This is a genomic window from Ligilactobacillus ruminis DSM 20403 = NBRC 102161 (assembly GCF_900113455.1).
Classification (GTDB): domain Bacteria; phylum Bacillota; class Bacilli; order Lactobacillales; family Lactobacillaceae; genus Ligilactobacillus; species Ligilactobacillus ruminis.
The window spans coordinates 1-14,087 of the sequence record NZ_FOPI01000017.1; the positions used below are offsets into that span (position 1 = coordinate 1).

Sequence of the window (14,087 nt, forward strand, 5' to 3'; positions counted from 1 at the left end):
TCAAGCTTCTCATCTGACTTCTGATATTCTTCAACCAGTGATGCCTTGTATTCTTTGGAATATGTGTTATTTGAATGTGTGGGTTCCAGGCCCTGAATACCCTGATACTTATAGATGAGCTTCCAGGTTCTGATGGTATGGTCTGATATGGAATACAGCCTTGATGTTCTGGTGATTCCCAATGTTTCTGCTTCATGAATGATCATCAGCTTAAAATCAGCAGAATATTTCGATTTTCTTCCCATATGAAAATGCCCTCCAAGCATACAGCAAATTTTCTTTTTTACCTGTATACTTAAAGGACATTATAACCACCAATTCTGTTCGGCATTTCATATGACCTGAAATTTCCTTCCGGTCTCTTCAACGCTCGTTCAATTCAATCGTCCTGCCCCTGCGCCTGATGATGCCCTCTTCTTCCAAAAGGTGCAGCTTGCGCGACAGTGTTTCCGGGGTAATCCCCAGGTAAAGCGCAAGATCCTTCAGCTTCATCGGCAGGACAATCTTTCCTGAATGATGCCGTTCCTGCATCTTTTCAAGATAGGCGACAATCCTGTCTTCAATCGAATCCATTGCCAGAAGACTGTTCTTGAAGCCAAGCTCGTTCATCTTCTCGATTGAAAGCTTGAGCAGACGAATGGCAAGACCCGAATACGATTCAAGCAGGCGGTTGAACTCGTCATATGCGATGACGCATATTTCAGAATCGCTCTCACCTGAGATGAACAGATTGTCATTTCTGCCCCCGTAAAGCCACAGTTCACCTTCGTAGTCGCCGGAATCCAGGATTCTAACGACGTGCTCGCTTCCGTCTTCACTCAGCTGATAGACACGAAGACGTCCGCTTCTGACGATGATCATGCCGCCTGACCTGTCCGGCGAAACGACCACTTCACCGCGCGCAACGCTGCGATGTTGAACGAGACGTTCAATCAATTCCTGTTCGTCATGGGACAGTTCATTGAATAAAGGCACAATGCCCACACAAAGCTTACTTGACATCTGATCATCCCCCTGACGGCCTTAAGTGAACCTAGTCACTGATTCTTACGCTGCCCACTTCATGCCCGAGACTTTCAATGACGCTTCTTGCAGCTTCTGCTCCCTTTTCATCGTCTGAAACGAACTTCACTCTGCCGGAGTTGAACAATACCTCGACATCCCTTGCGTTCGCCCTTTCCTCAAGCACCTGCTTGATTTTTCCCATGCATGAAGGACAGCTCATTCCTTCAATCTTCATTGTAACATGTTTCATTTTAATCACCTCAACTAAATTATGCTGCATGACTCAAGATAAAAAATTGATTCAAATCAATTTTCTGCCTAAAAGTCTCATTCCGTTCAGGATCACCAGCAGAATGCTTGCCTCATGCACCAGCATGCCGGATCCCATATGAATGTATCCGAAGACAAGACCAAGCAGCAGGATAACCACCGTCAGCACTGCAATTACGATGTTCTCCTTCATGTTTGCCTCAATTCTTCCTGAAAATGCCCGCGCATCATCAAGCTTCGTCAGTTCCGACGTCATGAGAACGACATCGGCGACGTCCAGGGCAACGTCAGTCCCGGAACCGATCGCAATTCCGACGTGGGCCAGGGCCAGTGCAGGTCCGTCGTTGATTCCGTCACCGACAAATCCGACCTTGAATCCTTCCTGCCTCAGTTCATTGATCTTCTCAACCTTCTGATCGGGCATGAGTTCTCCATATCCTTCGGAAATTCCGACGTCCTCTGCGATTCTGTCCACCGCTTCCTGATTGTCTCCAGAAAGCAGAACAATCTTTCTGATGCCGTTCCTTCTCAGCCTTTCAACGGCATTCACGGCATCATCCCGAAGACAGGAGCCAATCGCAAGTCCGCCTGTCACCTCGCCGTCAACGGAAAGATAAACACGTGACTTTCCCGTGCTCTTCATGGAAAAATCAGGCTTTCCGACAAACTTCGCGTTTCCGGCCCGCACTTTTTTCCCGTCAACGACCGCCTCGATGCCCTTTCCCGGAACCGTCACCATCCCGCTGACGTCATGTCCGCCCGAATCGACGTCCTCCAGGGCCGTGACGATTGCCCCGGCAAGCGGATGACTGCTCCTTGACTCAATCGCCTTGAGCAGTGACCTGTCATCTCTTTTCCAGACCATTTCCTCGACTCGAAGGCGGCCGACAGTCAGCGTTCCGGTCTTGTCAAACGCCAGGGCATCGATTTTACTCAGGCTTTCGATTGTCGAGGCCCCCTTGATCAGGATGTTCTCCTGAGCCATCCGTCCGATTCCGGCCGCAAGCGAGACCGGAATGCCGATGACCAGCGCCCCGGGGCAGCCGAGAACCAGAATGGTGATCCCAAGCTCTGCATTTTTCAGGACAATTCCAACTGCAAGTGCCAGAATGAAGACGGCCGGCGTATAGTATTTCGCAAAGCGGTCGATCATCTTCTGCACTCTCGGCTTGGAATCCTGTGCGTCTTCAACAAGCTCGATGATTCTGCCAAATACAGTGCCGCTTCCGACACGGCTGACTGAAATAACAAGCATCCCGTCTTCAAGAATGGTTCCGGCAAAGACTTCCTTTCCGCAATCCTTAAACATCGCTTCTTCCTCACCCGTCAGATTTGCCTGATTCGCCTTGCCGAATCCCTTCACGACAGTTCCGTCAGCGGGAATCCTATCGCCTGCCCTGACCAAAAGCAGGTCGTCCTGTCTGATTTCCGACAGACTGACCTCCTCTGGCTCATCGTCATCAATGTCCTTAAGCAGCAATGCCTTGTCAGGCACCATTTCCGTCAGTTTTCTGATCGCCGACTGCGTCCTGCTCAAGATCAGGGTCTGCAGAACTTCACCGAGGCAAAACAGCCAGGTGACTATCCCCGCCTCGTTGAACTCTCCGAGAATCACCGCCCCGATGACGGCCGTCGACACTAGCAGTTCAATTGAGATGATGCGGTATCTCAGCGCCTTCCATGCCCCGATAATAATCGGAACTCCACCGATGACGGCAACTGCAATCATCAGTGCATCATACCAGAATGCCTGTTGCCTGAGAATTTCAGCCAGCAGGACAAGAATCGTCATTAAAATCATTTTATTGCGCATTTCTTTTCCTCCGTTAACTTCAGTATATGAGAAATGCGGAATTTAAAACTTGATTCAAATCAATTCCTGCTTATGTTTCCTGACACATGGATGAATCAGCTGCTCTGAATCCGTATCCCGCCGCATTTTCCGGCAGATAAAAAAGAGGTTGGGAAAAAACTCCTTTTTCACATTTGAATTAAACGAACTGCCGGACAAAGGAGGGTGCAGGCCGGCTGATTTTGTCCGGCACTCCTTCATTTTTGAGACATGAAAACCTTATTTTTTAAATACAGTGCTGAGAATCGCCTGCTCAATCAGGTCTCCAAGGCAGGATTACGGTCAAAACGGAGATTTTTGAAATTTGCCCGTAAATTCTGACTCCCGATTACGGGCAAAACAGAGATTTCTGGGATTTGACCGTAAATGGCAGTCTTCGGTTAAGGTCAAAGACACACATTTAACGTTGCATATACAAACAAAGTCCCGGATGAAATTTGCAGTTAACTGCAAATTATCCGGGACTTTTGTTAGAGACATGGTTTTTTCCCAGCCTCTCTGAAACTCATTCTTTCCTGTCTTCCTTGTCAAGCTCCAGTTCACCGACGTCTTCAAGATGACTGACGCCTTCAACAAAATGCTCGCGCGCACTTGTTTCCTCTTCTTCGTCACCCGTGATTGCTTCGTCCGGAATTTCGTCGGTATTGGCGAAAATTTCAAGATGCTGCCTGTGATTTCTGAAAATCATCGGCGCATCACCGCCGTATTCGCCGTCAACGTTGATCATCATCTTCTCGTCGACCGGCTTGGCAACAAGCTTGGAAGTCTTGACGTAGAGAATCCGCGAATCGTTGACGTGCCTGCCTCCGTTCAAGACCATCGTGATCAGCTGCAAAATTTCGATCAGGCTGCTTGTCTTGACGACGATCAGCGTGAACTTGCCGTCATCAAGCGAAGCATCGGGCACGATCTGTTCGAACCCGCCGACGGAATTCGTCAAAGCCAGGAAGAACATTGAGGCTTTGCCGTCATATGTGCCGCCGTCATATTCAAGATGCATCCTGATCGGCTTGATGCGCGGCAGAAGTTCGGCCCCCTTGACAAGGTAGGCCAGATATCCGAACAGCGACTTGACCTGCGACGGAACGCCATACGTGAGTTCAGTCAGCAAACCGCCGGCTGCGATGTTGACGAACCAGTTTTCGCCCGCCTCACCGATATCCATCTTGACGGTCTGGCCCTTGGCAATCACCTTGGCGGCACCGATTGGATCTTCGCGCGGAATCTTCAATGCCCTGGCATAGTCGTTCGTCGTCCCGGCCGGAATGATACCAAGCTTCGGGCGATGCTTCAACGGTGCGATTCCGTTGACGACCTCATTGATCGTGCCGTCGCCGCCGGCTGCGACAATCAGGTTGAAACCGGCCTTGGCAGCACGCTCGGCCTCGTTTTTAGCGGAATTCGGCTCCGGAGTCGTGGCATATGCGCTCGTTTCGTAGCCGGCCCGCTCCAGAATATTCAAAATGTCGACAAGATTGTTTTTCATTGCTTCCCGGCCTGAAGTCGGGTTGTAGATGATTCGACAACGTTTTTGCATTTTATCACCTCAAAACAAAAAGCTGCAAAGTCCCGGAAGCGGTCCCTCTCACAGCTTCTTGATCATTCTTTGAAATACAGAGTCAAGACCCTGTTTGGCAATTATCTTTCAGCAAGGCTTGCCATAAGCAGCTTGTTGACGACTTTCGGATTGGCCTTGCCGCGAGTCTGCTTCATAATGGCACCGACAAGGAAGCCAACGGCACGATCTTTCCCGTTCTTGAAGTCGATGATTGATTGCTCGTTGTTATCCAAAACCTCATCAATGATCGGCTGAAGTTTGGCCGGATCGGACAACTGGGCCATGCCCTTTTCTTCGACCCAGGCTTTTGGTTCCGTATCATTTTGAATGATTTCCTTGAAGACTTTCTTGGCAATCTTTGAAGAAATCGTTTCGTCTTCGATCAGTTTGATCATCGTTGCCAAGTGTTCAGGCGTCAAAGCCGTTTCCTGAAGCTCAACCTTGTTGGCGTTCAGGTAGGCAGAAACTTCGCCCATCAGCCAGTTGGCAGCAAGCTTGGCATCTGCGCCGGAAGCAACGGTTGCCTCATAAAAGTCAGACATTTCCTTTGTCTGCGTCAAAACGCCGGCATCATATTCAGGAATTCCCCATTCATTGACGTAACGTTCACGGCGCTTGTCAGGCATTTCCGGAATCGAGTCCTTCACTTCTTTGATCCATTCATCAGAAATATGGATCGGCGGAAGATCAGGCTCAGGGAAGTAGCGATAGTCGCTTGCGCCTTCCTTGACACGCATCAGAATCGTCGTTCCCGTCGGCACGTCGAAACGTCTCGTTTCCTGCTGAACCTGGCCACCGGACATCAAAACGCGGGCCTGGCGCTTTGCTTCGTATTCCAGACCTTTTTTGACGTGCTCAAACGAATTAAGGTTTTTCATTTCCGTCTTCGTGCCGAATTTGTCGGATCCGATTGGACGAACCGAAATGTTGACGTCGGCACGCATGGAGCCTTCTTCCATCTTAACGTCGGAAACGCCGGTAAATTGAATGATTTGGCGCAAACGCGTCAAATATGCATAAGCTTCGTCAGGAGAAGCGATATCCGGCTTTGAGACGATTTCGATCAGCGGCGTGCCCTGACGGTTCAGATCGACATATGAATATCCGTCCGGATTGTGGGTGTTCTTGCCAGCGTCTTCTTCAACGTGCATTTCTTCAATGCCGATTTTCTTTTTCGTTCCGTCTTCCAGTTCGATTTCAAGCCAGCCGTCATGCGCAATCGGCGTGTCTGATTGCGTAATCTGGTATGCTTTCGGATTGTCAGGGTAGAAATAGTTCTTGCGATCAAAGTGCAGGTCTTTTCTGATTTCGCAGTTCAAAGCCAAGGCTGCGCGCATCCCGTATTCCAAGGCACCCTTGTTGACCTGCGGCAAAACGCCAGGATAGCCCCAGTCGATCACGTTCGTGTTCGTGTTCGGCTCTGCACCGTATTCAACCGGTGCCGGCGAGTATGCTTTGGAGTTTGTTTTTAATTCAATGTGGACTTCAAGCCCGATCGTTGTTTCAAAGTTCATTAGTTTTGACCCCCAATCTCAGGTACGGCTTTATGGAAATCAGTTGCCTGTTCAAATGCAAAGCCTGCCTTATACAGCGTATCTTCTCTGAAACGCGGCGCAACAAGCTGCATCCCGATCGGCAAGCCATCGGAAAATCCGGCAGGCAGGGACATCCCCGGAAGTCCGGCCAGGTTGACCGGAATCGTCAAAATATCGTTCATGTACATCGTCACCGGATCATCGATCTTTTCGCCGATGCCGTATGCCGTTGTCGGTGCCGTCGGTCCCAAAATCAGGTCATGATTTTCAAAAACATTTTCATAGTCGCGGCAAATCAACGTGCGCACCTGAGCCGCCTTCTTGAAGAACGCATCGTAAGTGCCGGCAGAAAGCGAGAACGTTCCGAGCATGATGCGGCGCTTGACTTCATCGCCGAAGCCTTCTGAACGAGAACGCACGTAAACGTCTTCGAGATTCTTGACGTCTTCTGCGCGGAATCCGTAACGGATGCCGTCAAAACGCTGCAGATTGGATGAAGCTTCGGATGAAGCGATGATGTAGTAGACGGGCACGCCGTATTTTGTATGCGGAAGCGAAACTTCGTCAACCGTTGCGCCGAGTTCTTCAAACTTCTTGATTGCATCTTTGACAGCCTGTTTAACGTTTGCGTCAACGCCTTCTGCGAAATATTCTTTCGGAACGGCGATGCGCATGCCCTTGACGCCTTCATCGATTCCCTTCGTAAAGTCGGGAACTTCCTTGCTTGAACTCGTGAAATCGCGAAAATCGTGACCGCTGATGGCATTAAGCATCAAGGCATTGTCGTATACGCTGCGAGTCAAAGGTCCGATCTGATCCATGCTTGAAGCAAAAGCAATCAAGCCATAACGCGAAACGCGACCGTATGTCGGTTTGAGACCGACGATGCCGTTAAATGCAGCGGGCTGTCTGATCGAACCGCCGGTATCGGAGCCAAGCGCAGCAATGACTTCGCCGGAAGCAACGGCTGCGGCAGATCCGCCGGATGAACCGCCGGGAACCTTCGTTTGATCCCAGGCGTTCTTCGTTTTCTTAAAGGCGCTCGTTTCGGTCGAACTGCCCATCGCAAATTCGTCCATGTTGAGCTTTCCGACCGTAATCATGCCCTTTTCGTCAAGCTTGTCCATGACCGTCGCATTGTAGATCGGATTGAAGTTTTCGAGCATTTTGCTGGCTGCCGTCGTCTTCAGGCCTTTCGTTACGATGTTGTCTTTGATTCCGACAGGAATTCCGTCAAGCACGTTTCCCTCATCGATTCCTTTTACATCGACTGCGCGTGCTTTTTCCATTGCGCGTTCTTCGTCCAAAGTGATGAACGCATCAATTTCTTCCTCGCGCTTTTTGATCGTTTCAAAAGTTTCCTTTGCCAATTCCTCAGCACTGAAATCTTTGTTGACAAGACCTTCGTGAAGGCTCTTGAGGTCATTTTCGAAATAGTTCATTTTCAGCCTTCCTCGCTTTCATCGATAATTGCCGGAACCTTGATCAGGCCGTCTTTTTCTTCCGGAACGTTCTTCATCAAAAGGGTGCGATCCGTTCCCTTGACGGCAACGTCTTCACGCATGACGTTGACTTCTTCGGTTACGGTCGACGTCACGGGAACGTCTGTCGTGTCGACTTCTCCCAACTGTTCGACCATGTTGATGATTTCATCCATCTGACCGGTAAACTTTTGGAGTTCTTCATCGGTAAATTCAAGCTTTGCCAAGGAGGCAACGTGCTTTACCTCATTTGCGGTGATTGCCATTTGATATCCTTCTTTCGAGTAATGTCTTTTCTTAATTTTAATCGATTATTCCGAATTATTAAACCCACTTGCCGCATTTTACGGAATTAATAACTGTTGAAGACATGCGTATAGTACGAGGTTTGGCCAGAATCTCTTGACAAAAAGGCCTGAACCGTCCCGTCCGATCCCTTGATCGTGATGTCAATCGGAACGCCTGACGGCAGATACGTCCTTGCCATTTGCGAAACGAACTGGGCAAAGCTCGTAATTTCCGTCATGCTGTAGAACTGAGTCGTAATGTTGACGTGCATCCCTTGAAGTTCCTTGCCCTTGTACTGAGCCTGTGCCGTAACGCCGGCCAGGTTCGGGAAGAAGCTTTGCGTCTTGTTCATGAAAGCACTAAACGACGTTGCATCATTTTCATTCGGAACGCTTGAAGAATCGGTTGCCGGAAGAACCACGCTCTTGATATCCGTATCGGTCCATGAGCTGATGGAAGTTCCGCTCTTGCTCAGTGCATACGCATAGAATGAACCGCCGACCAGACTGTCGTTTGGAGCCTGCTTGAACATGCAGATCAAAATCGGCGTGTCGTTTCCGATTTCTGACTTTTGACGCAGACGCGCAAGAATCGTTGTCGCTGCCTTTTGACCTTCTTCTTTCATTTTTTCAGTCGAGATATCGGTCGTATAGGTTGCGCCGTACTCTTCTTTTTGGTAATAATCTTTTTGATTCATCCCGATTCCGATCGTCACGCCGGCAAGTGAAAGCTTGCCGTCTTTTTCCTGCATATAATCTTGTTCTTCAATCTGCTGAACATAGATGGGATTTCTCTTGTCGGCTTCTTTTTTACCGTTGTCTTCAGGATTGAGCCCGTCAGGATTGTCTTTTGACTTGCGATCAAGCCAGTTTTCGACAGTATCTTTTGACAGAACCTGGCCTTCTCTGAAGACATAGCTTTTAGTCGGGAACTGTTCTTTTGAAAGGTTCATCATCCCTGCTTCAAAACTTTTCAAGTTGAGCATGTTATCTGAATTTTGATAAACGCCGACTCCGCGGGCCTTGTTCGTAAGATACCGGCCATCTTTGATAATGCCCTGATAATAGTCCGTATCGGTCTGGCCCGTCGTCTGATATCCCTTTTTCTTTGAGGTAACGACCTGCGAAGCCCCGCCGCCAGAGATAGCCTTGCCGAGGTTGCCGCATGCGCCGAGCATTGCCGTGCTGGCAAAAAGACTGGTCAAAACCAGCAGTTTTTTCTTCATCATTTTTCCTCCATCTTTTGCAGGAACTCTTCTTCATTCATGATTTTTGTTCCAAGTTCTTTTGCCTTGGCCAGTTTGGAACCGGCATCATGTCCGCAAATCAGCAGATTCGTTTTCTTCGTGACACTGCCGGTGACCTTTGCGCCGTGCTCTTCAAGCCATTTCTTGGCATCGCTTCTCTTGAGACGGTCAAGCGTGCCGGTCAAAACAACGGTCAGACCGTTAAATGCACTACCGGAGGCATCTTCTTCCAATTCGGCCGCAGTCTTTCCGAGATAGCTCATGTTGACGCCGACGCTCTTCAATTCTTCAAGCAGCTCGTTTGCTCCTTCTGAATTGAAGTAGGTCGACAGGCTGTCGGCAATCGTTTCGCCCATGGTTTCGATTGCAACGATCTCTTCTTTTGACGCCCTGGCCAAGGCATCCATCGTCATGAAACGCTCCGCCAAAAGCTTGGCCGCCTTTGCACCGACATGACGAATGCCAAGGCCGAACAACAGGCGTTCAAGCGAGTTTTTGCGACTTGCGTCAATTGCATTAAGCAAATTGCTGGCAGATTTTTCCTTGAACTTGTCAAGCAAAAGCAAGTCGTCAAACGTCAGCTTGTAAAGATCGGAAACGTCATTGATCATCCCGCGCTCAAACAGCTGTTCAATGATCTTTGGGCCGAGGCCGTCGATATTCATCGCATTTCTCGAAGCAAAGTGCGTCAGACTTTCCTTCATCAATGCCTTGCACTTCGGATTGATGCAGCGAAGCGCTGCTTCATCATCCAGATGCACGAGTTTTGCGCCGCATTCCGGACAATTCGTCGGAATTTCATATGGTTTTGAATCTTTTGGGCGTTTTTCCAAAACGACTTCTGAAATTTCCGGAATGATGTCTCCTGCCTTATGCAATTTGACGGTGTCAAGCAAGCGAATCCCCTTTTCGTTGAGATAATCCGGGTTGTGCAAAGAGGCTCTTGAAACGGTCGTTCCTGCCAGCAAAACCGGATCCATGACGGCCGTCGGCGTCACGACGCCCGTTCTGCCAACCGTCCATTCAATGTCTCTGACGATCGTTTCCTGTTCGTCCGGCGGAAATTTGTAGGCAATCGCCCATCTTGGAACCTTGACCGTGTTTCCCACAAGCTCATGCACGGTAAACGGCTCTGCTTTGAGCACGATGCCATCGATGTCATATTCAAGTCCTGCACGCTTTGCCTGATACTCGTCAAGATATGCATCGATTTCATCCATCGTTGAACAAACGCGCGACTCGCCGTTGACCCTGAACCCCCAGGATGCCATCTTCTTTAAGGCTTCGCTTTGCGTTTTGACGCCGAATTTTTCCGGTTCCATCAGATAGTAGATGAAGATGCTCAGATTTCGTTCAGCCGTAATTTTTGAATCAAGCTGTCTCAAAGATCCGGCCGCTGCATTTCTTGGATTGGCAAACACCGGCTGTCCTTCTGCTTCGCGCTTTTTGTTCAGATCAACGAACGATTTTTTCGGCATGTAGCATTCACCGCGAACTTCAACCGAAATTTTTTCATTGAGCTTGAGCGGAACGGCGTTGATCGTTTTGAGATTTTCAGTGATGTCTTCTCCGATCGTCCCGTTTCCGCGCGTCGAGCCCTTAACGAAGATGCCGTCTTCATACGTCAGCGAAATTGCCAGGCCGTCGATTTTGAGTTCGCAGTTGTAGCCAAAATCAGCCCCTGCGTTTTCATTCAGACGTTTAACGAAGTCCGCCAGTTCTTCTTTTGAAAACACGTCGCCCAATGAAAGCATCGGGATTTCGTGCTCGACTTTCGTGAAATTCGTCAAGATCCTGCCACCGACGCGCTGCGAAGGCGAATCCTTGGTCACAAGCTCCGGAAACTTTGCTTCCAGTTCCAACAGACGCTTGTAATTTTCGTCATAGACGTGATCTTCAACCGTCGGCGCATCCAAAACATAATACTCTCTGCTCCATTTGGTCAGCTTTTCACGAAGACTTTCAAGTTCTTTTTTTGCTTCTTCTTTATCCATGGTCTTTTTCCTCTAAACTTTCCTGATCGGTGCAAAAGCAGCTAACAGACGCTTGATGCCATTGCCGGAAAAGGCGACGTCAAGCTCTGCATTTTCTCCGGAACCATTGACTTTGACGACCGTTCCGAGTCCGAATGCCTTGTGCTCGACCTTGTCGCCGATTTTCCAGCCGACGTTTTCGGCACCGGTCTGTGCCGGTCGTTCGATTGTCCCCGGTCTCTTCCTTGGCTTTTCGACTTTTTCAGCCGCAACGGGACCGCTTGAAAACGGATAGCTTGAGTTCTTGACGGTTTCGTTGGCCGATTCCAGCAGAGCATCCGAGATTTCGCCGATAAAGCGCGAGGCGGTATTTTGCTGCGTTCTGCCGTAAAGCATCCGCGACAGCGCATTTGTCAGATACAGTTTTTCTTCGGCACGCGTAATCCCGACGTAAGCAAGGCGTCGTTCTTCTTCTAGATCTGATTCATTCATGGCTGCTCTTCCGAGCGGGAAGATGCCTTCTTCCATTCCAATCAGAAAAACGACCGGAAATTCCAGACCTTTAGCCGCATGAAGCGTCATCAGCGTGACGACGTCATCATTCTGGTCAACGCCGTCCTGATCGGAAACAAGCGCCAAATCGGCCAGAAAGTCCGTAAACGGATCGCTTTCTTCGTCTTCCGGATCCCAGTTTTCGTCAAATTCTTTCGTCACTGACAAAAATTCTTCCAAGTTTTCCAAACGACCTTTTGCTTCAAGCGTATTGGCATCGTTCAATGCTTTTTGATAGCCTGTGATCGACAGAATCTGTTCCGTCATTTCAGTAATCGTGGCTTTCTTTTGAACCTGATGGAATAATTTCAGCATATCGCAAAATTCCGTGATCTTCTTCGCGGTCCGCACGGGAATCCCCGTCAGATCAACACTCTTGCCCGCTTCGTACAATGAAATGCCATGCATGTCGGCAAAATTTTGCAGCTTCGTGATCGAAGTTGCGCCGATTCCGCGCTTCGGCTCATTGACGACGCGCGCAAACGACATCGAATCGTCCGGATTGGCAACCAGACGCAGGTAGGCCAAAATATCCATGATTTCCTTGCGATCGTAGAAACGATGGGCACCGACCAGCTTGTAGGGGATGTTTGCCTTGACAAATGTTTCTTCAAGCGTACGCGACTGCGCATTCGTACGGTACAAAATCGCAAAGTCATTATAGCTGCGATGTTTTTCCCTGATCTCTTTTTGAATGCTCTTGATGACGAAATAGCCTTCGTCAGCCGCATTGTCGGCCCGATAGTAGGTAATTTTGTCACCGGATTCGTTTTCGGTCCAAAGCGTCTTGTCCTTGCGATTGAGATTATGCTCGATCACTTCGTTTGCAGCCTGCAGAATCGTTTTCGTCGAGCGGTAGTTTTGTTCAAGTTTGATGACGGTGGCATCCTTGTAATCTTTTTCAAAGTTCAAGATGTTTTCCATGTTGGCACCGCGCCATCCGTAGATGCTCTGATCGGCATCACCGACGACGCAAAGGTTGCGAAACCCCTGCGCCAACATGTTGACCAGACGATATTGTGCTTCGTTCGTATCCTGATATTCGTCGACATGAATGTAACGGAATTTGCGCTGATAGAATTCGAGCGTTTCAGGCGAACTTTCAAACAGCTGGATCGTCTTCATGATCAGATCATCAAAGTCCATCGTCTGATTTTTCTTCAATTCGTCCTGATATATCTGATAAGCACGTGCGGAGGCAACTTCCATGGGATTCGCCTCTGCATTTGCCTGCAAAAGCGCTTCTTCTGGTTCGATCAGTTCATTCTTCCAGGAAGAAATTGAGGCGAGAAAGCTGCGCGGATCGTATTGTTTCGTGTCAAGATTCAGCGTATCGGCAACGATGTGTTTCATTAAAGTTTTTTGCTCGCTCGGACTGCCGATCGTAAATGCCTTTGAAAATCCGACTTTCTCGGCATCGCGACGCAAAATTCTCACGCACAAAGCATGAAACGTCGAAACCCAAACGGCTTCTGAACCGTATTCGACCAGCCTGTCGATACGTTCACGCATTTCGCGTGCAGCCTTGTTCGTAAACGTGATCGCCAAAATATTCCACGGATTGACATTTTGATGCTCGATAAGGTAGGCTACGCGGTGCGTCAAAACGCGCGTCTTGCCGCTTCCGGCACCGGCCATGATCAAAAGCGGTCCTTCCGTACAAACAACGGCTTCTCTTTGCTTATCATTCATTCCGTTCAATAAGTCATTTTGCGTCAAGTTGTTCAATCCCCTCTGAAAGTAATCAATCATTTCCTATTATACCAAAAAAGGCTCATTAGTTCTTTTAAAATTGCTTTAAAAGAACTTGTTTTCCCCGTTTCTTCGCGTTTTTTCGATGCTGATTCTGAGCATGAAAAATGCAGCGCCCACAGTAGCAATCAGCACCTTGCAGACGGCCGGTTTCTGCGTCAGTTTTCTGACAAATTACGGAGATGAATGCTTTGTCAGAAAACCAGAATGAGAAAGCGGCGAGATTACGGACATATTTCAAAAATCGGGGATTTGCCCGTAATCGGGAGCCGGGGGTTACGGGCAGATTTTAAAAATCGAGGATTTGCCCGTAACCGAAGACTGGGTTTTACGGACAGATTTCAAAAATCGAGGATTTGCCCGTAATCAGGAGCCGGGGGTTACGGGCAGATTTCAAAAATCGAGGATTTGCCCGTAACCGAAGACTGGGTTTTACGGGCAGATTTCAAAAATCGGGGATTTGCCCGTAACCGAAGACTGGGTTTTACGGGCAGATTTCAAAAATCGGGGATTTGCCCGTAATCGAAGACTGGGTTTTACGGGAATATTTCAAAAATCGGGGATTTGCCCGTAAT

Annotated in this window: 11 protein-coding genes; all 11 read right to left on the minus strand. The window is 48.9% G+C overall.

Annotation, left to right across the window (positions count from 1 at the left end; all coding sequences use genetic code 11):
• A partial coding sequence (locus BMZ95_RS06045) for a transposase (protein ID WP_225357362.1) occupies positions 1 to 245 on the minus strand: 245 nt, incomplete at its 3' end.
• A 118-nt stretch (positions 246 to 363) separates the two neighbouring features.
• The gene (locus BMZ95_RS06050) at positions 364 to 1,002 is read right to left on the minus strand and encodes a Crp/Fnr family transcriptional regulator (RefSeq protein ID WP_046922860.1); all 639 of its coding nucleotides are present in this window, start codon (positions 1,000 to 1,002) and stop codon (positions 364 to 366) included.
• 31 nt (positions 1,003 to 1,033) lie between these two features.
• Positions 1,034 to 1,255 (minus strand): heavy-metal-associated domain-containing protein, encoded by a 222-nt coding sequence (locus BMZ95_RS06055; RefSeq protein ID WP_014073053.1) that lies wholly within the window; start codon positions 1,253 to 1,255, stop codon positions 1,034 to 1,036.
• Positions 1,256 to 1,306: 51 nt separating this feature from the next.
• A complete protein-coding gene (locus BMZ95_RS06060) occupies positions 1,307 to 3,088 on the minus strand; it encodes a heavy metal translocating P-type ATPase (RefSeq protein ID WP_046922859.1) in 1,782 nt (593 codons plus the stop codon).
• Positions 3,089 to 3,632: 544 nt separating this feature from the next.
• Positions 3,633 to 4,664, minus strand: a complete 1,032-nt coding sequence (locus BMZ95_RS06065) for a diacylglycerol kinase (protein ID WP_046922858.1) — start codon at positions 4,662 to 4,664, stop codon at positions 3,633 to 3,635.
• 101 nt (positions 4,665 to 4,765) lie between these two features.
• Positions 4,766 to 6,199 carry an Asp-tRNA(Asn)/Glu-tRNA(Gln) amidotransferase subunit GatB gene (gatB, locus tag BMZ95_RS06070; RefSeq protein ID WP_046921215.1) on the minus strand — a complete coding sequence of 478 codons (1,434 nt, stop codon included), beginning with the start codon at positions 6,197 to 6,199 and terminating at the stop codon, positions 4,766 to 4,768.
• Positions 6,199 to 7,662 (minus strand): Asp-tRNA(Asn)/Glu-tRNA(Gln) amidotransferase subunit GatA, encoded by a 1,464-nt coding sequence (gene gatA, locus BMZ95_RS06075; RefSeq protein WP_046922857.1) that lies wholly within the window; start codon positions 7,660 to 7,662, stop codon positions 6,199 to 6,201. Before gatA ends, gatB begins: the two co-directional genes overlap by 1 nt.
• Positions 7,663 to 7,664: 2 nt before the next feature.
• The gene (gatC, locus tag BMZ95_RS06080) at positions 7,665 to 7,967 is read right to left on the minus strand and encodes an Asp-tRNA(Asn)/Glu-tRNA(Gln) amidotransferase subunit GatC (RefSeq protein ID WP_003692795.1); all 303 of its coding nucleotides are present in this window, start codon (positions 7,965 to 7,967) and stop codon (positions 7,665 to 7,667) included.
• A gap of 86 nt (positions 7,968 to 8,053) precedes the next feature.
• Positions 8,054 to 9,214, minus strand: a complete 1,161-nt coding sequence (locus tag BMZ95_RS06085) for a CamS family sex pheromone protein (RefSeq protein ID WP_046922856.1) — start codon at positions 9,212 to 9,214, stop codon at positions 8,054 to 8,056.
• Positions 9,214 to 11,229, minus strand: coding sequence for an NAD-dependent DNA ligase LigA (gene ligA / locus BMZ95_RS06090; RefSeq protein ID WP_046922855.1), 2,016 nt, complete (start codon positions 11,227 to 11,229; stop codon positions 9,214 to 9,216). The genes BMZ95_RS06085 and ligA overlap by 1 nt, the downstream gene beginning before the upstream one ends.
• 12 nt (positions 11,230 to 11,241) lie before the next feature.
• On the minus strand, positions 11,242 to 13,479 hold the full coding sequence (gene pcrA, locus BMZ95_RS06095; protein ID WP_455768899.1) for a DNA helicase PcrA: 2,238 nt from the start codon (positions 13,477 to 13,479) through the stop codon (positions 11,242 to 11,244).
• Between the last annotated feature and the right edge of the window lie 608 nt (positions 13,480 to 14,087).

What these genes read in the sequence shown, in the direction of transcription:
- BMZ95_RS06050 (WP_046922860.1), bottom strand. Translation starts at nt 1,002, where the DNA reads ATGTCAAGTAAGCTTTGTGTGGGCATTGTGCCTTTATTCAATGAACTG.
- BMZ95_RS06055 (WP_014073053.1), bottom strand. Translation starts at nt 1,255, where the DNA reads ATGAAACATGTTACAATGAAGATTGAAGGAATGAGCTGTCCTTCATGC.
- BMZ95_RS06060 (WP_046922859.1), bottom strand. Translation starts at nt 3,088, where the DNA reads ATGCGCAATAAAATGATTTTAATGACGATTCTTGTCCTGCTGGCTGAA.
- BMZ95_RS06065 (WP_046922858.1), bottom strand. Translation starts at nt 4,664, where the DNA reads ATGCAAAAACGTTGTCGAATCATCTACAACCCGACTTCAGGCCGGGAA.
- gatB (WP_046921215.1), bottom strand. Translation starts at nt 6,199, where the DNA reads ATGAACTTTGAAACAACGATCGGGCTTGAAGTCCACATTGAATTAAAA.
- gatA (WP_046922857.1), bottom strand. Translation starts at nt 7,662, where the DNA reads ATGAACTATTTCGAAAATGACCTCAAGAGCCTTCACGAAGGTCTTGTC.
- gatC (WP_003692795.1), bottom strand. Translation starts at nt 7,967, where the DNA reads ATGGCAATCACCGCAAATGAGGTAAAGCACGTTGCCTCCTTGGCAAAG.
- BMZ95_RS06085 (WP_046922856.1), bottom strand. Translation starts at nt 9,214, where the DNA reads ATGAAGAAAAAACTGCTGGTTTTGACCAGTCTTTTTGCCAGCACGGCA.
- ligA (WP_046922855.1), bottom strand. Translation starts at nt 11,229, where the DNA reads ATGGATAAAGAAGAAGCAAAAAAAGAACTTGAAAGTCTTCGTGAAAAG.